The sequence below is a fragment of the Halomonas sp. AOP13-D3-9 genome (assembly GCF_052379125.1).
GTDB lineage: Bacteria > Pseudomonadota > Gammaproteobacteria > Pseudomonadales > Halomonadaceae > Vreelandella.
Genome location: NZ_JBQSYH010000004.1, coordinates 51,374 through 70,643, shown reverse-complemented (window position 1 = coordinate 70,643; position 19,270 = coordinate 51,374). Strand labels below are relative to the sequence as shown.

The window sequence follows — 19,270 nt, the reverse complement described above, 5'->3', positions numbered from 1 at the left end:
TTGTGCAATTTTCTAGACATCAGCGTTTTTTGGCATTAACCAAGGCGTAAGCCAATGCGTTAGAACAACCGCAACATAAGCATAAAAAAAGAAAGCTGGGTTTGAGGGAGGCACTGCCACGAGCACTGCTACAAAAAGTGCCACCGTCAAACCAAACTTGCCTGCTTCGGCGCGAAATAGGCGCATCGCTGCCTTTGAAGGGCTACTCGCGCGCAAAACACCCATTCGCTTGATAAAAAAAGCATGGGGTAATAAAGCTACCAAGGCTCCTTTAAAAACTGATGACATCCCTTCCACATCTGCGACCAGATAGGCCACCAGCATGCCCAATAGCGTAATTGTCAGCTGCACGATAGTGAGTCGAACGATATAGGTTTTTCGCCGCTGGGTTTCGTATCGCTGCATACCGGCCCAGCCTCACTGATAAAAAACCAATACCTCGAAAAACTAATATCTAGACAAACCGAGGCAACCTGCACAAATCTTGCGCGATTATAGGGAAGCACTACCACACCTTCAACCGAAGTCGCACCGATTTTGCCCGCTTAAGGGCTGATTTGCGACCAAAGGGGGAAAACGTGTCCACTTCTTACGCGATATTGAATAGCCTGCTATTTAATATGATTTAAGATGCCATCCAACTCTTCAAGACTTGTATAACGTATTGTTAATTTACCTTTACCCTTTTGACCATGATCAATAGAGACAGGGGCGCCAAGCAGTTCGCCCAGATGTGTTTCAAGCTTAGCTACGTCAGGCTGCTTGGTTTGGCGATTAGGTGTTTTGGTGGGCACTTGGCTGGTTTGGACTTTTTTTACCAGCGCTTCAGTGGCGCGCACGGTCATGTCGTTGTTGACTACTTCATGGGCGACTTGGCGCTGTTGGCTGCTGTTCAGCGTTAACAGCGCCCGCGCGTGGCCCATATCCAGATCGCCACGTTCGAGCAGGGTTTGTACTTCAGGGTCCAGCGCTAGCAGGCGCAATAGATTAGCCACCTGTGTGCGCGATTTACCCACCGCGTCGGCAATTTGCTGCTGGGTAAGCTCAAACTCTTCGCCCAGGCGCTTGAGCGCCATGGCTTCTTCGATGGCGTTGAGGTTTTCGCGCTGAATATTTTCGATTAACGCCAGTGCCAAGGCGACTTCATCGCTGACTTCGCGGATCACTGCCGGGATAACATCCAGCTCAGCGAGCTGAGCGGCCCGCCAGCGGCGTTCACCGGCAATGATTTCGTAGCGATCTACGCCAATGGGGCGCACAACGATGGGCTGCATCACGCCCTGGGCGCGAATGGAGTCCGCCAGCTCTTCTAATGCCTCAGGCTGAATATCCCGGCGCGGCTGATATTTACCGCGGGTTAGTTGCCCCAACGGCAGACGCTCAAGACGATCTTCTGTCACTTCGTCGACAGCGCCACGCGCAGCATCATTAAGCTCCAAAGGGGTGCCGCTACCGGCAAGTTCTAAGCTGTCACGGCGACGGGCACCGGCACCAATCAGGGCATCCAGGCCACGTCCCAGCGCGGGTTTACGCGTCATTCGCTTTCCCTCATATTTTCAGCGCCCCTTTTTTGAATTGATGAGTTGAAGTGAAGAGTGGTTACAGTGAAAGACGACGAATCATCTCTTTTGCCAGCACGCGATAAGCCTGGCTACCCCGGGAGAACCGGGCATATTGCGTAACGGGCAACCCATGGCTTGGCGCTTCGGCAACTTTTACGTTACGCGGAATGGTCGTTTTCAACAGCATGTCGCCAAAATAGTCACGCAACTGCTTATCCACTTCCCGGGTTAGGCTGGTGCGCTTGTCGTACATGGTGCGCAGAATACCGGCAATCGCCAGATCAGGATTCACATTTTGCTTAATCTGCTCAACCGTATCGAGCAGTGCCGATAACCCCTCTAGCGCATAAAACTCGCATTGAAGCGGGATTAGCACGCTGTCAGAAGCGGTTAATGCATTCACGGTCAGCATGTTCAATGAGGGTGGGCAGTCGATCAGCACCACATCATACTCACTGGAGACCGACGCAAGCGCGGTAGTCAGGCAGCTCTCGCTTTTATCACGATCTAAAAGTTCGACCTCTGCGGCGGTAAGATCTCCGTTGCCGGGCAGTACATCATATTTTACCGCTAGCTTTTTAACGATGGTTTCAGCTGCGGTTGCTTCACCTAGCAGGACATCGAGCACGCTTTTATTAAGCTCATATTTATCAATGCCGCTTCCCATGCTGGCATGGCCTTGGGGGTCAAGATCCACCAACAGTACGCGACGATCGAGCGTTGCGAGACTGGCCGCCAGGTTTACGGCTGAGGTGGTCTTGCCCACGCCGCCTTTTTGGTTGGTCAGGGCAATGATCTGGCTCACTTACTCAACTCCTTCCTGGGGTGAGAATCAACGTTCAGAATCAATAGCTGTCGCTGGGCCGTTTCAAAAGGTACTTCCAGCAGGTGACGTTGGTGTAGACGAATACCGGGAGGGAGGTCGCGCAATTCATCGTCTGCTCCCGGGCCTTTCATGGCTAGCCACTGGCCATCGACGGTGGGTAGCTGGTGAGTTAACGTGACGAAATCCACCAAGCTAGCAAATGCTCTAGAAATCACCTGATCGAAAGCGGCGGCCTCAAACTGTTCCACCCGCGCCTGGACGGGGTTTACGTTTTTCAGGCCAAGCTCCATCACCGCTTGGCGCTGAAAACGGACTTTTTTGCCATTACTATCCAACAGCGTCACATCAAGCTCGGGCGCTAAAATGGCCAGCACTATACCCGGCAGCCCTGGGCCTGCGCCCACATCCAGCAGCCGCGGCCCTTGTACATAAGGCATTACCGCAGCGCTATCCAGAACGTGGCGCGACACCATAGTTTCCACATCACGCACCGCTGTGAGGTTATAAGCCCGGTTCCACTTGTGCAATAGTGCTAATAAGCCTAGCAGTTGTTCGCGCTGGCGGTCATCAACGCTGATGGACAACTGACTCAACCCTTGATCGAGACGCGGGGCAACGCTGGCAGGGAGAGTCTTCAACAATGGGTTCAGCGAACTCATCCGTTAACGACCTCTGCCGCTGCCACCAAGCGGCGCTTTTTCAAATGCACCAGCAAAATAGACACAGCCGCTGGGGTGACCCCAGAAATACGTGCCGCATGAGCTAACGTTTCCGGTCGTGCTTCCGCCAACTTCTGGCGAATTTCGTTAGACAAGCCTTCCACTTTTAAATAGTCCAACTCTGCTGGCAGTGGCGTGGCTTCATGGCGTTTGAGCTTGTCGATCTCATGCTGTTGGCGGTCAATATAGCCTTGATACTTGGCCTGAATTTGCACCTGCTCAGCCACCGCGGGATCGGTAACCAGAGTGCCCTCGATACCGGGCAGATTAGCTAAATCGCTATAGTTCAGCTCGGGCCGTTTAAGTAGATCACTCAGGCAATATTCTCGCGACAGCGGAGCACCGGTTTTTTCGGCTACTTGTTTAGCCGCCGGGCTGCCCGGCTGAATCCAAAGTGTGCTCAGCCTTGCGGTTTCTTGCTCAATGGCTTCGCGTTTTTGACTAAACGCGGCCCAGCGGGTGTCGTTAACCAGACCCAGCTCACGGCCGGTTTCGGTCAAGCGCAAATCGGCGTTGTCTTCCCGTAGCAGCAAGCGGTACTCCGCACGGGAAGTAAACATGCGGTAAGGCTCTTTGGTACCCATGGTAATCAGGTCGTCGACCAGTACACCAAGATAGGCTTCGTCGCGGCGGGGATACCAGGCGTCCAACTCCTGGGCACGGCGAGCGGCATTCAAGCCTGCTAGTAAACCTTGAGCACCGGCTTCTTCGTAGCCGGTAGTGCCGTTAATTTGACCGGCAAAAAACAGGTTGTGGATAAATTTGGTTTCCAACGAGTGTTTTAAGTCCCGTGGATCAAAAAAATCATACTCAATGGCGTAGCCAGGCCGGGTGATATGGGCGTTTTCCAGGCCTTTGATGGAACGCACCACCTGAATCTGCACGTCAAACGGCAGCGAGGTCGATATGCCATTGGGATACAGCTCATGGGTATCCAAACCTTCCGGTTCGATAAACACCTGATGGCTGGATTTATCAGCGAAGCGATGCACCTTGTCTTCGATCGATGGGCAGTAACGCGGCCCAATACCTTCGATTACGCCAGAGTACATCGGTGAGCGATCGAGGTTCGCCAGAATCAAATCGTGGGTCTGCTGATTGGTGTGAGCAATATGACAGCTCACCTGCTGCGGGTGCATTCCCCGTGATCCCAAGTAAGACATCACCGGGGTAGGGCTGTCACCGGGTTGCTCTTCCAGCTGAGAAAAATCCACTGTCTTGGCATCAATCCGCGGTGGTGTACCGGTTTTCAGACGATCAACGCGAAATGGCAGTGCGCGTAGCCGTTCGGCCAGCGCATTGGAAGGCGGATCTCCGGCGCGGCCGCCCTTGCTTTGATCCAAACCAATGTGAATCACGCCACCCAAAAACGTTCCGGTACACAGCACGACGCTGTCGGCATGAAAACGGATACCGGTTTCCGTGACGACTCCGCGGACGGTGTCGTTATCCACAATCAGATCACCAGCGGCCTGCTGAAAAATCGTCAAGTTGGGCTGGTTTTCCAGCATTCCGCGGATAGCTGATTTGTAGCGGATACGGTCAGCCTGGGCACGGGTTGCCCGAACGGCGGGCCCTTTGCTGGCATTGAGCACGCGAAACTGGATGCCACCTAAATCCGTGGCAAGCCCCATAGCGCCGCCCAATGCATCAATTTCCTTGACCAAATGGCTTTTGCCAATGCCGCCAATCGCAGGATTACACGACATTTGGCCCAGGGTTTCGATGTTGTGGGTGAGCAGCAGGGTCTGACAGCCCATGCGAGCAGAGGCCAATGCGGCTTCGGTTCCCGCATGGCCACCGCCGATGACAATCACGTCAAAGCGGTCGGGGTAATTCAAGAGACACCTCGTCTTGTGCCCATCGGCACGGATGATGTGGCCAGTGCAGTCGGTTTAGACGCAGCCACCTTAGATCAATGAGGCGGCAAGTATAAACCCCCTGTGGGTAACCGTCAGGTTTTTCCACATCCCAATTCACCAAGCAACCTCTATTAATAACAACATAAATATAAAATAAGAGAAGTTCTGTAAATGTTGTAACTACTAGTGTGGACAATTTCTGTGCATAAGCGACTTATCGTTATTATTTTCAGTAACTTAAATTGTTGACTTCTACATGTTTTAAGGCGGGAGTGCCTGGGCAGAAAGGGTGTTAAGCCTGTGGATGAAATAGCGCTTTATCCACAGATATGATTGACCACTGTTTATCCACCGGCCAGTACCTGGGTTGTTACCGCACCTGTGAACAACCCCAATGTGGTGTGGAGCTAACGCTAAGAGGCGCACATGACAGACCTTACAGAGGTAACGCTGACCAAAATAAAAAAAGTTTATCCACAGGCAAAAAAATGGCCTGTCATGGTGACAGGCCAGTAAAAAAGCGTAATTTAGCTTGAGTAGGTGAGCTATATTGGAGCCAAGCAGAGGTCTCCGCGGAAGTATTGGGTGGTTAGATTAATGTTTAAGCACCCGCGCCAGAAAGGATTGGGTACGCTCGTGTTGCGGTGAATCGAACAGTTTTTCTGGGTGTCCCTGCTCAGTAATCTCACCTTTGTGGATAAAAATAACCCGGTCGGCAACCTCGCGGGCGAAGCCCATTTCATGGGTCACAATCACCATGGTCATACCCTCTTTGGCCAGTTCACGCATGGCATCGAGCACTTCACCGATCATTTCCGGGTCAAGCGCCGATGTGGGCTCGTCAAATAGCATCAGCCGGGGTTCCATGGCCAAGGCACGAGCGAGCGCCACACGCTGCTGCTGGCCGCCTGAGAGCTGGCTGGGGTACTTATCGGCCTGGTCGGCGATACCTACCCGGTCAAGCAGGCGCTTGGCATTGCTGACCGCGTCGCCTTGGCTTAAACCACGCACTTTGATCGGTGCCAGAGTGATGTTATCGATCACGCTAAGATGGGGGAAAAGATTGAACTGCTGAAAGACCATGCCCACTTCGGTGCGGATAGTTTGCAGCGCTTGGGTGCTCTTGCCATGAGGCAGGAGTTCGTTGTTGTCGACCACCAGACTGCCAGACTGAAACTCTTCCAAGCCATTAATGCAGCGAATAAGCGTTGATTTTCCTGAGCCGCTGGCACCGATAATCACCACCACTTCACCGGGCACAATGGTCAGTTCAATATCTTTGAGCACGTGCAGGCTGCCAAAGTGTTTATTGAGCTGCTGCATACGCACAATTGGTTGCGTTGGGCTGTTCATTGTATCGCTCATGCGCGTGTCCTTATTGTCCGGCCAAGCCTCTGATCTCAAGTTGGCGCAGGATGATGGATAGGGTCCAGGTGATCGCCAAATACATCAGCGCGACCATAAAGTAGACCTCAAGGGCCGTGAAGGTGGTGGCGATATAGATCTGCCCCTGGCGCACCAGTTCGCCGACGCCAATCACTGAGAATAGGGAGGTGTCTTTGATGCTGATAATGCCCTGGTTGCCGAGAGGTGGAATCATGCGCCGAAACGCCTGGGGCCAGATAACGTAGCGAAACGCCTGGGTGCGGGAGAGTCCTAGGGAGAGAGAAGCTTCACCTTGGCCGCGTTCAATCGACTGGACGCCGCCGCGGACGATTTCTGAGATGTAGGCGCCAGAGTTGACCGCAATGGCGGCAATCCCGGCGACCAGGGCATTAATGGGGCTACCTAAAAGTTGCGGCAAGCCGTAAAAAATAAATAGCACTTGCACCAGAATAGGTGTGCCGCGGAATACCTCAACGTAAACGATGGCCGGCCAGCGTAGCCAGCGGAAACGGCTAATGCGTAGCAGGCCGAAGAATATGCCGATAAAGAAACCGATAGCCAGGCCGCCAAACGAAATAAGTAGCGTCCAGGGAATACCCGGCAGCAGATAAGGGATAGACCCAAACGCCGCCGACCAATCAAATTGAAAATTGACGTCCACGCGTAGACTCCTGAAACAGAAAACAGCTGACAAAAAGCAGGTAAGAAACGCAGCAGGGCCGGGGGCTGTGGCCACCCGACCCTGTAACGGCGTTACGTTATTTTTGAGTGTTTACATTCACTCTTCGCTGGGTGCTTCACCAAACCACTTGGTGTATATCTCATCGTAAGTGCCGTCTTCTTTCATTGCGGCGAGTGCTTCGTTGGTGGGTTCTACCCATTCACTGCCCTTGTGGAAGACGATGCCGTACTGTTGGCCTTCATAGAGTGGGCCGACAACCTTGGTACGACCTTCACCGCGGGTTTGCGAGAAGTAGGCGACGTTAGGGGCGTCGTAAAGCACAGCGTCAACGTTGCGGCCTAACAGCGCCATATACATGTCGGCAGTGCCCGGGAAGGGGGTGATTTCCGCATCTTCACCAAGCTCTTGTTGCAGGTAGTCGTAGCTGGTGGAACCAATTTTGGTGCCGACGGCGAGGTCTTGAAGGTCTTCGAGTGTATCGACGTTGTCATTATCGGCGCGAACGATAATGCGCAGACCTGAATCGTAGTAGGGGTCAGAAAAATCGACGACTTCCGCACGCTCTTCGGTAATGGTGGTACCGGCGATGGCGATCTCTTGGCTGCCGGTTTGCACAGCGGGAATAATGCCAGAGAACTCCATGGTGGTGAGGTTGACTTCAAAACCTGCACGTTCGGCAACTTCGTTGATGATATCCATATCAAAGCCGACCATTTCGCCGGTCTCTTGATCCATCATTTCAAACGGCACAAAGCTTGGGTCAGTGGCCACGTTCACCGATGGCGTCTGGGCCATGGCGGCAGTGGCGCTGCCCAATCCCAGTGCAAGAGCCAGTGTGGTTTTGGTAAGGCTGAGTGGTAGTACTACTTTCATAAGTTTCCCCGTGCTTTATGTGGCTTTTTGAGAGTTTCAAAGCGATATACGCAGTTGAAAAAGTCTTAAAGCCGTTATTGACCTATCAACCTTGGCGAGAAACCGTCAGGGCGTCAAGTCACGGGGAGCGCTGCGGGCCAACGCTGTTTAGACCATAAAGGAGGCGCCGCAGCCGCAGGTGGTGGTGGCATTGGGGTTTTGCACGCGAAAACGCGCGCCCGCCAAGCCCTCTTCGTAGTCGACGGTGGAGCCTACTAAATATTGGTAAGAGAGCGGATCCACCACTAAGGCAGCGTTGCCGAATTCAATCACGGTGTCATCGTCGGCGACGTTATCAGCAAAGTCGAAACCGTACTGAAAACCTGAACAGCCGCCACCGGTCACGTAGACCCGCAGTTTAAGGGATGGGTTATTTTCTTCTGCAATCAGCGCATTAATACGTTTGCGTGCGCTATCAGAGAGCAGTAGTGGAGTAGGAACAAAGGCTTCTGCACCGCTCATGGGTACCTCCCGCGAGCTTTAAGAACGAATAAATCGGCATTGGGGGGTGATTATGGGTAATTCCCAGCAAATTGGTCAACTATTGCTGGGAATTACTGAAACGTTAAGGCATCAAGGCCGGGGCAGTGAGTCCAGTATTTTCTTCAAAGCCAAACATCAGGTTGAGGTTTTGAATCGCCTGACCCGAAGCACCTTTGACCAGGTTATCGATCACCGACAGCACGACCACCGTGTTGCCATTGTTAGGCCGGTGCACTGCCAAGCGGCAGGTATTGATGCCTTTGACACTGCGCGTTTCAGGATGGCTCCCCGCGGGCATCACATCGACAAAGGGCTCGTGAGCGTAGCGCTGCTCAAACAGTGCCTGCAGATCGCCGGGGTCAGCGGTTAGCTGGCCGTAAAGGGTGGAATGAATGCCGCGAATCATCGGCGTTAAGTGGGGCACAAAGGTTAAACCCACCGTGGATTGCTGGATATCCCTAAGCCCTTGGCTGATTTCCGGCAGGTGGCGGTGGCCCGAGGCGCCGTAGGCCTTCATGGACTCGCTGGCTTCAGCGAGCAGCGAGCCCACCTTAGCGCCACGGCCTGCGCCGGTTACGCCGGATTTGCAGTCAGCAATGAGTTGGCCTGGGTCGATCAAACCTGCTTCCAAAAGCGGCAGGTAGCCCAACTGAACGCTGGTGGGGTAGCAGCCGGGGACCGCAATCAAGCGTGCGGTTTTGATTTTCTCCCGGTGCATTTCCGGCAGCCCGTAGACCGCCTCTTGCAACAGTTCCGGGGCGCCGTGGGCCTGGCCGTACCAGCGACTCCACTCGTCGGCATCACGCAGCCTGAAGTCAGCCGACAGATCAATCACCCGAGTGCCATTTTCGAGTAGTTCCCCCGCCAGAGCGTGGGCAACGCCGTGAGGGGTGGCAAAAAACACCGCATCCATGGCGCCCAGCTGTTTGGCATCCGGCTCGCTAAACGCCAGGGTGTCGTAATGGCCGCGTAGGTTGGGGTACATATCGCACACCTTTACGCCGGTTTCCGAGCGCGAGGTAATCATGGCGACGTTGACCTGGGGGTGTTGGGCGAGTAGCCGCAGTAATTCAACGCCGGTGTAACCGGTACCGCCAACAATGCCGACCTTAATCACAAATCACTCCTTGCGGGTTACGCAGAACGTTTTTCACATCAGCTTCAGTTATTACAGCCTAAGCGGATTGCTGCGCGCTGTCGAAGCTTAGCGGTCTATGATACACAAGGGAGTGGAGAGATAAGAACACTAGAACTAATAACCAGGAAGGTCGCTGTGGCGCGTTTTTCCCGATCGGACTTTACCTTAGAGAGTTTTCGTCGCCAGTTGGCCAACGTCGACGCCCTTCCGCAGCTGTGTGTGCTGGGGCTTGTCTCGGGCGTTATTACCGGCGCTGTGATGGTGGCGTTTCGGCTGCTTTTGGAAGCGGGCGCCGCGCTCTATATGACGAATGGCGACCCCGAGGCGTTTGAAAGCATGGCGCCTTGGCTGCGCGCGCTGCTACCGATGCTGGCGGTTACGTTAGTGGGTGTTCTGCTGTATCGGCAAAAACCGGCAACTCGCAAGCTGGGTGTTGGCCATGTCATTGAGCGGCTGACCTACCATCAAGGCCGTTTTCCGTTACGTAACTGGCTGAATCAGTGGTGGGTTGGGGTCTTCGTGGTGCTGGGTGGTCTCTCCGCGGGGCGTGAAGGCCCGGCGATTCACTTGGGAGCAGCGGCGTCCAGCGGACTCGGCCAACAAATGCGGTTACCCAATAATAGCCTGAGAGTTCTCGTGGCGTGCGGTACCGCAGCCGCTATCTCAGCCTCTTTTAATACCCCCATTGCGGGTGTCATCTTCGCTATGGAAGTAGTGATGATGGAGTACACCTTGATGAGCTTTATGCCCGTCATCTTGGCTTCTACCATGGGTGCGTTGGTGGCGCAGTTGGCCTACGGCAATGAACCCGCCTTTCGTATACCCGAAGTGGCACTGGGGTCGTTGGTCAACTTGCCCTGGATTGTGATCACGGGGCTGGTGATTGGTTTACTCGCCGGTCTGTTTATCCATATTTCACGTAGTCAGCGGATTATGCAGTGGCCGCTTTGGTTGCGACTTGGATTAGTGGGGGTGGCAACGGGCGCGATGGCCTGGTGGTTCCCCCAAATTCAAGGCATCGGCTATGACAGCGTGGCGGCAGCACTCAATAATCAGTTGGAAATTAAAGTATTGCTGGCGCTGATGATTGCCAAACTGCTGATTACCGCGTTAACCGTTGCCGGGGGCGTTCCCATCGGTATTATTGGCCCGGTGTTGGTAGTGGGGGCTGCCACGGGGGCGCTGTTTGGTTTGCTGGGTGGCTGGCTCTGGCCCGCTAAAGCCGCCGACCCAGGTATATACGCGATGCTAGGCATGGCCGCGATGATGGGGGCGGTGCTACAAGCGCCCCTGGCTGCGCTGATGGCGCTTTTGGAGTTAACCCATACGCCGAGTATCATGCTGCCTGGGATGTTGGCGGTGGTGGTGGCGTGTTTAACCTCGCGTCAATTGACCGGCTGTGAAGGGTTTTTTATCAGCACGGTGCGTTACGGGTTGCACCCGCTTCAGCAGCCGTTAATGCAGGCACTCTCACGAGTTTCGGTGCCGGCGGTGATGGAGCGCCAACTGGTGCGCACCGAGCGAATGATCACCCCTGAAAAGGCCCGGCAGCTACTCGACACTAACCCTGTATGGCTGGTGATTGAACGCTCGAGCGAACAAAAACCGGTGCTGGGGCTCAAAGCTGCTGAGTTGGCGCGCTGGCTGCTTGAACACGATGAGGCGCTCCAGGGAGAAGAGCCGCCTGCGGATGAGCTGATTGACCTACTGGAAATCCCTGGGCAGCGTTTGGAGCTGGCGCCGATTGGTTTACAGGCGACGCTTTCTGAAGCGTTTCTAAAACTTCAGGATGGCTCCCTGGGAGCGCTCTACGTTGTGCACGGTTATCGCCCAAAGCAGCGGCGCATTTCAGGTATTATCACCCGTGGCGCCATTGAGCGTTATTATCACTACACTGATCCCCGAGAAAATGACCCACGCGAGAAGGATTCATAACATTAAGGAGCGACAATGTATCTATGGGTGAAGGCTATTCACTTAATGGCCGTAGTGACCTGGTTCGCCGCGCTGTTCTATTTACCCCGGCTGTATGTGTATCACGCCACCGCACGGGATAACGGCGATGAACAGGCTATTAGCTATTTCAAAACCATGGAACGTAAGCTCTACCGTGGCATCATGACGCCATCGATGATTGCGGTACTGATTTTCGGCGGCTGGATGCTCTATCTGGTGCCTGAATGGTTTAGCCAGGGCTGGATGCACGCCAAACTGGCGCTAGTGGTGTTGCTGATCGCCTATCATCACGTTTGTTTGATCTATTTGAAGCAGTTTGCCCAGGATCGCTGTACCAAAGGCCATGTGTTTTTCCGCTGGTTTAACGAAGCGCCGGTGATTGCGCTGGTGGCAATTATTCTGCTTGCCGTTGTGAAGCCCTTTTGATGCGCCAACCGCTTCCTCCCGTGGTGTTGGTACTCGCCGGGCATGACCCGACTGGTGGCGCAGGGTTAATTGCCGACAGTGAAGCCATTGCGGCCTGTGGTGGTTGGGCGGTAACAATTCCCACTGCGCTGACGGTACAGAATTGTCATAATGTGACCCGCGTGATTCCTGCTGAGCCGACCGCGATGCGCCAAATGGCCGAGGCAATTAGCGAGATGCAGATCGCGGCGATTAAGATTGGTCTACTCGCTGACGAAGATACTCTGCGCGCTGCGGAGCAAATCATTCGCCGTTTTCCAGGTATTCCCGTGGTGGCCGATCCGGTCTTTAAGGCCGGTGGCGGAACTGAGTTATCCACACCCGCTTTGCGTCAATTGTTTATTGATCGCTTGCTACCGCTTGTGGATATCTTAACCCCCAATCGCGCTGAGTTGGCCCAGCTTACCCCCGATATCATTACTCCTTTTGATGATACCGCGCGCGCGGTGGTACTGATGTCACAGGGGTGCCAAGCAATCCTGGTAACCGCTACAGATGAGCCGCTGCCCGGTAACGATCAGCAGGTAGTGCACACCCTGCACTCGCCCGATACCACTCGCCAGTGGCAGTGGCCACGTTTGCCCGAACGCTTTCATGGTTCTGGCTGCACGCTGGCATCGGCGCTTACTGCACGTCTTGCAGTTGGTGAGCGCTTACCAACTGCTTGTGAGCAGGCGCAGCACTTTACTTGGCAAAGTTTGTCTCACGGCTTTCAACCGCCCAGTGGGCAGTGTTTGCCGCATCGTTTATCACGGGCTGTCCGTTTTTAATCCTATCTTCTGTATGCCATTGACCGAGAGGATGCCATGACTACATCAGCTGAACTGTTTGATCTTGCCAGTCGCCATATACCGGGCGGGGTGAACTCACCTGTCCGAGCGTTTAAAGGGTTACACCGTCCGCCGGTCTTTATGGAGCGCGCCCAGGGTGCCTTTCTGTTTGACGTGGAAGGCAATCGTTACGTGGATTATGTCGGTTCCTGGGGCCCCATGATCACTGGGCATGCTGATCAGGACGTACTGGCAGCCGTACGGGCGCGATTAGATAACGGTCTGTCTTTTGGTACCCCTACCGCTGTCGAAACCACCATGGCGGATTTGATCTGTGAGATGATCCCCTCCATGGATATGGTACGCATGACCAGTTCTGGCACCGAAGCCACCATGTCGGCTATACGCCTGGCACGGGGTACCACCGGCCGGGATAAGATCGTTAAATTTGAAGGCAACTACCACGGCCACTCCGATTCATTGCTGGTAAAAGCGGGGTCTGGCGCCCTCACCCACGGCGAGCCCAGCTCACCGGGTGTACCCGCCTCGCTGGCTGAACACACCATTACCCTGTCGTTTAACGACCCTGAAGGGGTAGAGGCGTGTTTTAGTGAGATTGGCGACCAAATTGCCTGCATCATCGTTGAGCCGGTGGCGGGCAATATGAACTGTATTCCCCCTCAGCCTGGTTTTTTGGAAACCCTGCGCCGGGTATGTAACGAGCACGGTAGCGTGCTGATTTTTGACGAAGTGATGACCGGTTTTCGAGTGGCATTGGGCGGTGCTCAAGCTCACTACGGTATAGTGCCTGATCTAACCTGCCTGGGAAAAATTGTCGGCGGTGGCATGCCAGTGGGCGCCTTCGGCGGCAAGCGCGAGATAATGCAAAATATTTCGCCCCTGGGGCCGGTTTATCAAGCGGGCACATTGTCGGGTAATCCGCTGGCCATGGCGGCGGGTGTGGCGTTGCTGACCAAGCTGCAGGTACCAGGCTTTCACGATGCGCTCACTCAGCGGGTTAATACGCTTTGCACGGGCCTTCAGGAACGTGCCAATGCGGCACGGGTGCCGATGATGACGCAGTCGGCGGGCGGCATGTTTGGTGTCTTCTTCACCTCGCAAAGCCGTGTGGATAACTTTGCTCAAGCCACCGCCTGTAACCCGGATGCCTTCCGGCGCTTTTTTGGCGCGATGCTTGATCATGGCGTTTACTTGGCGCCTTCTGCCTACGAGGCAGGTTTTATGTCCAGCGCCCACACTCCGGAAGATATTCAGTTCACCCTGGACGCTGCAGAAAAAGCCTTTGCCGTTATGTAACGGCAAGTAACAAAAAGCCCGCTATACTGCAAGAGCCGCTCACCTTGAGCGGCTCTTATGTTAGAGAGCTACACTCATGACACGACCAACGGCTTGGCGATACGTGATCTGCGCAGCGGGGCTGCTAACCTGCTTCCCGCTGGCTGCACAGTCGCCTCAGGAGCAAGACATGACCCAGATTCATATCACCATGAGCGGTTCGCCAGGCGCGGAGTTTTCCGCCCACTGGCGGATTACCCATGAAGGCGAAACCACCGAGCACGTTGAAGAGAGCGGGACAGTACCTGCTGAGTACACTTTTACTGGCACAGAGCTGGAAGGCACGGTAAAACTGTTGAGTGATGATGAACGTCTGGAAGTTGATATTCAGAAAGGCAGTAACCGGTCGCGTTCGTCGACTCAAGGGGCGGGAGGTACATTGACGCTGATGATTAGTTAATTTTGCATCATGCTAAAGCAATAAAAAAGCTTTCGCCGTCGTCCAGTATGGAATTCACTCTCAGTATTGATCCATTATATAATCTCTAAGACGATACGACGCGCATAATGAAAGTGTCCAGATTATGATCCTTTGGAGCCCCTTGGATCCTCATCTATCACAATCTGGATACATATTTGTTACCCTCATCCGCCTAGATTTTTATGTCTAAGTCGAGCGAGGCAGTTGTCATCCCCGCTTATGACTTTGACGGCAAAGACCTAGCGGTAACTGAGTTTCTTCCAATATCATCGGAGCGCGTGCCAGGAACGCTTTGGTGGGGTTCGTTCATTGGCCATCACTCGCAAGCTTAATAATTACCGGTGGCGCTGCAGACTCTGTGCGGTTTCAATATTGGGCAGAATCGGCCCCAGGTTTTGATGAATCCAGTTGAGCGCCTGAATGCGGTTGTGAACGTTAATTTTGCGAAAAATGTTGTAAAGATGCGACTTAACGGTGTGTTCGCTAACAAACAGTTTGTCGGCAATTTGTTGATTGGAAGAGCCAGTGCTAAGCAGTGAAATAATTTCCATTTCCCGGTTAGTGAGTCCGCAGGCCGGGCGAAAAGCATTACTTTGGTATTTGCGATAGCACAGTATCAAACGCGCCATTAAATCTCGCGACATCCACAGCTCTCCTTTAAGTAGCGCGTGAATGCCTTTACAGATGACCTCAAGACTTTCACTACGATAAAACACTCCTTTTAGCTGAGCACACGAGAGCGCTTCAAGTGCATGATCCATATCGTGAATATTGAAGGCGGCTAAGGGTATTTTTGTGAGCGCTTCGGGCAACTTATCCTGCCACTCGGGCAGAGCATCGATGCTGATATGGTCGCTATCGATAAGAATTAACATATTGCCCGGTGCGGAAATAGGTAGTGCTGCGTGGGGGGAGTGGATACCAATTTGGCAGCCGGTGTGTTTGTTCAAGTACTCAGCGAAAAGCTGGACTTGAGGGCTTTTTTCGGTGACGACATACACCGTTCCGGTAGACTTTTCCTGCGACATTGTATGGCCTTTGTGGGAAGAAAGAGTGAGCAAGTAACCCATGAAGTGTTTACTATAAGATACTTTTCGTAAAGATTTGTTATTAAAAATGTGATAAAAACAATCGAGGCAGGGCGATATTTTTCCAAACATTTGTTTTTATTTAATTAGTAAAATATTTATTAAATATTTTGTTAGGTACGTCGTGTAACATTTTGACGGCTTTTGATACCGTCAACGAGCGCGTAAACTGAGGTTCCACTTTTTGGAGTGCGTACCATGGCCGCCGTCAATACCCTTGTTCTTGCCAGTGGCAATGCAGGAAAATTAAGAGAGTTCAATCAGTTACTTTCACCTTTGGGGTTTGATGTTCGCCCCCAGGCGGATTTTGGTGTCACGGATGTGGAAGAGACAGGGCTTACCTTCGTCGAAAATGCGCTATTGAAAGCGCGTGAAGCGAGCTTCATTAGTGGATTACCAGCATTAGCTGATGATTCTGGACTTGAAGTGGACGCGCTGAACGGTGAACCCGGTATCTATTCAGCTCGGTATGGTGGTGAGCCCAGAAGCGATGAGAAAAATAATCATACGTTGTTAACCGCACTAAGCGACTGTGCTGAAGGGCAACGTAGTGGCCGTTACTGGTGCGTGCTGGTCTATTTGCGCCACCCGAAAGATCCCGTGCCGGTCATTGTGCAACGCAGTTGGGAAGGCGAGATTCTCGCCCACCCGAGAGGAGAAGGGGGGTTCGGCTATGATCCGCTGTTCTGGTTACCTGATCAGGGTATGAGCGTTGCAGAGCTACCTAGCGAAAGTAAAAATCGTCTTAGTCACCGAGGACGTGCGCTGCAAGGCTTGGTGGAGTTACTGAAGGTGGCGCATGGCTGATACGCTGCCGCTGCTTTCTCTCTATATCCACACGCCGTGGTGTGTGCGTAAATGCCCGTACTGTGATTTCAATTCTCATGAGCCGGGGACGCACGGTTTTACGCCACGGGATTTACCTGAAGCCGCTTATCTTGATGCGTTGTTACAAGACCTGGATGGAGACCTTGCCTTATCGGCTGGGCGAGAAATCCAGACTATCTTTATAGGCGGTGGGACACCTAGCTTGCTCTCGCCCGCGTTTTATGACCAATTATTGAAAGAGATCAAAGCCCGTTTACCCTTCGCGCATGATATAGAGATTACCTTGGAAGCGAATCCAGGTACCACCGAGCAAGCGCGTTTCATCGGTTACCGGAAAGCAGGGATTAACCGTCTCTCGCTGGGGATTCAAAGTTTTCAGCCCGATCAATTGGATGCCCTGGGGCGGATTCATAGCGGTGACGAAGCCATCACTGCGGTAGCCCAGGCGCGCCAGGCGGGGTTTAGCAACATTAATATTGACCTGATGCACGGCTTACCCGGCCAAACGCCCCAATTGGCGATGGATGATATTACTCAAGCGCTGGCATTGGCACCTGAACACCTCTCTTGGTACCAGTTGACCCTTGAGCCGAATACGGCCTTTCACTCCCACCCACCGGCGTTGCCTGAAGAAGAGGCACTTTGGGATATCCAGGACAATGGTCATCAACTCCTGGAAGATGCCGGGTTCATGCGTTATGAAATTTCGGCTTACGCCCGCGCTGATCATCAGAGTAGGCATAACCTTAACTATTGGCAGTTTGGTGACTACCTGGGGATTGGCGCTGGTGCGCATGGCAAGCTTAGCCGTATTGATTCAAATGGGCAGTGGCACATTGAACGGCGCTGGAAAACCCGCCAGCCGGACGCTTATCTAAAGCGCAGGGATGATCTGCGTGGCTTTATTGCCGGTAAGCAGCCGATAGAATTGGATGAGCTTCCGTTGGAGTTTGCCATGAATGCGCTACGACTCACCGACGGGGTTGTTTTGGATACATGGAAGACCAACACCGGCCAGGCTCCTGCAATGTTACTTACGCGTTTACAATCCGCCGAGAAAAAAGGACTTTTGATGCAAATGCCTGAAAAACTGCGTGCATCCCCTCAAGGTCTATTATTCTTGAATGAGTTGCTGGCTTTAATTAGTGAAGATTGACCAGTAATAAATAAAAAGATGTCCCGAACACAAACAAGGAGTGAGTGATGCGTATTTCTCGACTACTGACACCGTTAGCGGCCGCTATCCTTCTGGCCGGTTGCGCTACATCGGACCCCTACGGTGGCCAAACGCAGCGCTCTAGCACCGCGATGGGTACTGGTATTGGTGCCGCCGTTGGTGCCGCGGCTGGTGCGCTTTCTGGCGATGGTAGCACTAGCCGCCGCGACCGTGCATTGATCGGCGCCGCTGTAGGTGCTGCAGCGGGTGCTGGCATTGGTGTTTATATGGATCGCCAAGAGCAGCAGCTGCGTGACAACCTGCAAGGCTCACGCATTGAGATCGATCGCCGCGGCGACGACATCGTGCTCAATATGCCGAGCGGTGTTACTTTTGGTTTTGACTCAGCCGATCTGACCAGTGAGGCGCGTAGCTCTCTTAACGAAGTCGCTAATGTGCTTACCGAGTACCAAGACACACGCGTCAATATTGCAGGCCACACCGATAGCACTGGGGATGCGAGCTATAACCAGCGCTTATCTGAGCGTCGTGCGCAAGCTGTGGGCAGTTACTTAACCCAAAACGGAGTTTCATCTATGCGGCTTAATACCACTGGATATGGCGCTAACCAGCCAGTTGCCAGTAATGACAATGAGCAGGGCCGCGCTCAGAATCGGCGGGTAGAAATTACCCTAACACCGACCGGCGATGGCCAGCGTTAATACATGATTGTCTTAACCTAGCTAATGCACACTCAAGCCCGCTATGCTCTCATAGCGGGCTTTTTTTCATTCACTTGCCGATGAGTCTCCATGCTGTCTTATCAACATGCTTACCATGCCGGTAATTTTGCGGATGTACATAAACATCTAACGCTTTACGCGGTAATTGATTATCTATTACGTAAAAAAACCGCTATTACATATATTGATACTCATGCGGGGCGAGGGCTCTATCCTCTGGATGCTCAAGAGACACAGCGCTTGCAAGAGTATCGCGAAGGTATATGGCCGCTTTGGCAAGCCTGCGCTGGGTTTAGCGATGAGCTGCTAAGCATGTGGCAAGCCGCGCTAACAAGCGCTCAACCTACGCCAGAGACACTGACCCATTACCCGGGATCTCCCTGGTGGTTGAGCCATTCATTGCGTAAGCAGGATCATCTGCGGCTGTTTGAACTGCATCCCGGTGAGCATGAGCAGCTAAGCGGTCAAGGGTTATCGCCGCAAGCGCAGCGCGTGTTTGGTGATGGGCTGATGGGGCTAATGGGGATGCTGCCCGTCACATCGCCGCGGCTATGTGTGCTGATCGACCCCAGCTACGAGCGGAAAGTGGAGTATCAAGAAGTTGCCGAAACAGTGGTTTATACGCTGGAGAAAGCGCGACACGGGGTGGTATTGATTTGGTATCCGTTGCTGCCTTCTGGTCACCATCACACGCTATTGTCCGCCTTAAGAGAGAGCGGCGTAAGCAAAATATGGCGTAGCGAACTGCTGCTGCGCGAACCTGGAGAGCAGGCTCACGGCATGTTCGGTAGCGGTATGCTGGTGGTTAATCCGCCCTGGGGGTTGGATCAACGTTTGGCAACTGCGATGGCGGAGATTTGCCCACTGCTTGGCGCCGATAGCCGCTACCAGGCGGATTGGTGGGTGGGGGAGTAGTG

At 53.5% G+C, this 19,270-nt stretch carries 20 protein-coding genes; 9 read left to right on the top strand and 11 right to left on the bottom strand.

Annotated features, from left to right (window positions below):
• Window positions 1-12 precede the first annotated feature (12 nt).
• The 10 genes from ACT3UM_RS05505 to argC all read right to left on the bottom strand — a co-directional run bounded on the left by ACT3UM_RS05505 (window position 13) and on the right by argC (window position 9,549).
• Complete coding sequence (locus ACT3UM_RS05505; protein ID WP_498896832.1) at window positions 13-405, bottom strand: ATP synthase subunit I; 393 nt, start codon at window positions 403-405, stop codon at window positions 13-15.
• Window positions 406-611: 206 nt separating this feature from the next.
• Entirely contained in the window at window positions 612-1,538 is a 927-nt protein-coding gene (locus ACT3UM_RS05500) for a ParB/RepB/Spo0J family partition protein (RefSeq protein ID WP_498896830.1), read from the bottom strand.
• Between the two features lie 61 nt (window positions 1,539-1,599).
• Window positions 1,600-2,367, bottom strand: coding sequence for a ParA family protein (locus ACT3UM_RS05495; protein WP_498896828.1), 768 nt, complete (start codon window positions 2,365-2,367; stop codon window positions 1,600-1,602).
• The gene (gene rsmG, locus ACT3UM_RS05490; RefSeq protein WP_498896826.1) at window positions 2,364-3,047 is read right to left on the bottom strand and encodes a 16S rRNA (guanine(527)-N(7))-methyltransferase RsmG; all 684 of its coding nucleotides are present in this window, start codon (window positions 3,045-3,047) and stop codon (window positions 2,364-2,366) included. The genes ACT3UM_RS05495 and rsmG overlap by 4 nt, the downstream gene beginning before the upstream one ends.
• Window positions 3,044-4,948 carry a tRNA uridine-5-carboxymethylaminomethyl(34) synthesis enzyme MnmG gene (gene mnmG, locus ACT3UM_RS05485; RefSeq protein ID WP_498896824.1) on the bottom strand — a complete coding sequence of 635 codons (1,905 nt, stop codon included), beginning with the start codon at window positions 4,946-4,948 and terminating at the stop codon, window positions 3,044-3,046. Before mnmG ends, rsmG begins: the two co-directional genes overlap by 4 nt.
• A gap of 615 nt (window positions 4,949-5,563) precedes the next feature.
• The gene (locus ACT3UM_RS05480) at window positions 5,564-6,322 is read right to left on the bottom strand and encodes an amino acid ABC transporter ATP-binding protein (protein WP_498897217.1); all 759 of its coding nucleotides are present in this window, start codon (window positions 6,320-6,322) and stop codon (window positions 5,564-5,566) included.
• A gap of 22 nt (window positions 6,323-6,344) precedes the next feature.
• Entirely contained in the window at window positions 6,345-7,016 is a 672-nt protein-coding gene (locus ACT3UM_RS05475) for an amino acid ABC transporter permease (RefSeq protein ID WP_498896822.1), read from the bottom strand.
• A gap of 117 nt (window positions 7,017-7,133) precedes the next feature.
• The gene (locus ACT3UM_RS05470) at window positions 7,134-7,910 is read right to left on the bottom strand and encodes a transporter substrate-binding domain-containing protein (RefSeq protein WP_498896820.1); all 777 of its coding nucleotides are present in this window, start codon (window positions 7,908-7,910) and stop codon (window positions 7,134-7,136) included.
• A gap of 147 nt (window positions 7,911-8,057) precedes the next feature.
• Window positions 8,058-8,411, bottom strand: a complete 354-nt coding sequence (erpA, locus tag ACT3UM_RS05465) for an iron-sulfur cluster insertion protein ErpA (RefSeq protein ID WP_144810096.1) — start codon at window positions 8,409-8,411, stop codon at window positions 8,058-8,060.
• 103 nt (window positions 8,412-8,514) lie between these two features.
• A complete protein-coding gene (gene argC / locus ACT3UM_RS05460; RefSeq protein WP_498896817.1) occupies window positions 8,515-9,549 on the bottom strand; it encodes an N-acetyl-gamma-glutamyl-phosphate reductase in 1,035 nt (344 codons plus the stop codon).
• Window positions 9,550-9,705: 156 nt separating this feature from the next.
• Between argC and ACT3UM_RS05455 the strand changes: the two genes are divergently transcribed.
• The 5 genes from ACT3UM_RS05455 to ACT3UM_RS05435 all read left to right on the top strand — a co-directional run bounded on the left by ACT3UM_RS05455 (window position 9,706) and on the right by ACT3UM_RS05435 (window position 14,517).
• On the top strand, window positions 9,706-11,505 hold the full coding sequence (locus tag ACT3UM_RS05455) for a chloride channel protein (RefSeq protein ID WP_498896815.1): 1,800 nt from the start codon (window positions 9,706-9,708) through the stop codon (window positions 11,503-11,505).
• A 15-nt stretch (window positions 11,506-11,520) separates the two neighbouring features.
• Complete coding sequence (gene hemJ, locus ACT3UM_RS05450; RefSeq protein WP_022521043.1) at window positions 11,521-11,952, top strand: protoporphyrinogen oxidase HemJ; 432 nt, start codon at window positions 11,521-11,523, stop codon at window positions 11,950-11,952.
• Window positions 11,952-12,761: a bifunctional hydroxymethylpyrimidine kinase/phosphomethylpyrimidine kinase gene (gene thiD / locus ACT3UM_RS05445; protein ID WP_035582397.1), complete on the top strand. Its 810-nt coding sequence runs from the start codon at window positions 11,952-11,954 to the stop codon at window positions 12,759-12,761. Before hemJ ends, thiD begins: the two co-directional genes overlap by 1 nt.
• A 36-nt stretch (window positions 12,762-12,797) precedes the next feature.
• Window positions 12,798-14,078 (top strand): glutamate-1-semialdehyde 2,1-aminomutase, encoded by a 1,281-nt coding sequence (gene hemL / locus ACT3UM_RS05440; RefSeq protein WP_498896812.1) that lies wholly within the window; start codon window positions 12,798-12,800, stop codon window positions 14,076-14,078.
• A gap of 76 nt (window positions 14,079-14,154) precedes the next feature.
• Window positions 14,155-14,517 carry a hypothetical protein gene (locus tag ACT3UM_RS05435; protein WP_498896810.1) on the top strand — a complete coding sequence of 121 codons (363 nt, stop codon included), beginning with the start codon at window positions 14,155-14,157 and terminating at the stop codon, window positions 14,515-14,517.
• A 356-nt stretch (window positions 14,518-14,873) separates the two neighbouring features.
• Here ACT3UM_RS05435 and ACT3UM_RS05430 read toward each other — a convergent pair whose 3' ends face one another.
• Window positions 14,874-15,566 (bottom strand): LuxR C-terminal-related transcriptional regulator, encoded by a 693-nt coding sequence (locus tag ACT3UM_RS05430; RefSeq protein WP_498896808.1) that lies wholly within the window; start codon window positions 15,564-15,566, stop codon window positions 14,874-14,876.
• A gap of 258 nt (window positions 15,567-15,824) precedes the next feature.
• Here ACT3UM_RS05430 and rdgB point away from each other — a divergent pair, with 258 nt between their 5' ends.
• From rdgB to ACT3UM_RS05410, 4 genes are all read left to right on the top strand, one after another.
• Window positions 15,825-16,433, top strand: coding sequence for an RdgB/HAM1 family non-canonical purine NTP pyrophosphatase (gene rdgB / locus ACT3UM_RS05425; protein WP_498896806.1), 609 nt, complete (start codon window positions 15,825-15,827; stop codon window positions 16,431-16,433).
• Window positions 16,426-17,610: a radical SAM family heme chaperone HemW gene (gene hemW / locus ACT3UM_RS05420; protein ID WP_498896804.1), complete on the top strand. Its 1,185-nt coding sequence runs from the start codon at window positions 16,426-16,428 to the stop codon at window positions 17,608-17,610. The genes rdgB and hemW overlap by 8 nt, the downstream gene beginning before the upstream one ends.
• A gap of 47 nt (window positions 17,611-17,657) precedes the next feature.
• Window positions 17,658-18,332 (top strand): YiaD family glycine zipper/OmpA-like lipoprotein, encoded by a 675-nt coding sequence (locus ACT3UM_RS05415; protein ID WP_498896802.1) that lies wholly within the window; start codon window positions 17,658-17,660, stop codon window positions 18,330-18,332.
• A 90-nt stretch (window positions 18,333-18,422) separates the two neighbouring features.
• Window positions 18,423-19,268: a 23S rRNA (adenine(2030)-N(6))-methyltransferase RlmJ gene (locus ACT3UM_RS05410; protein WP_498896800.1), complete on the top strand. Its 846-nt coding sequence runs from the start codon at window positions 18,423-18,425 to the stop codon at window positions 19,266-19,268.
• The last annotated feature ends 2 nt before the right edge of the window (window positions 19,269-19,270 follow it).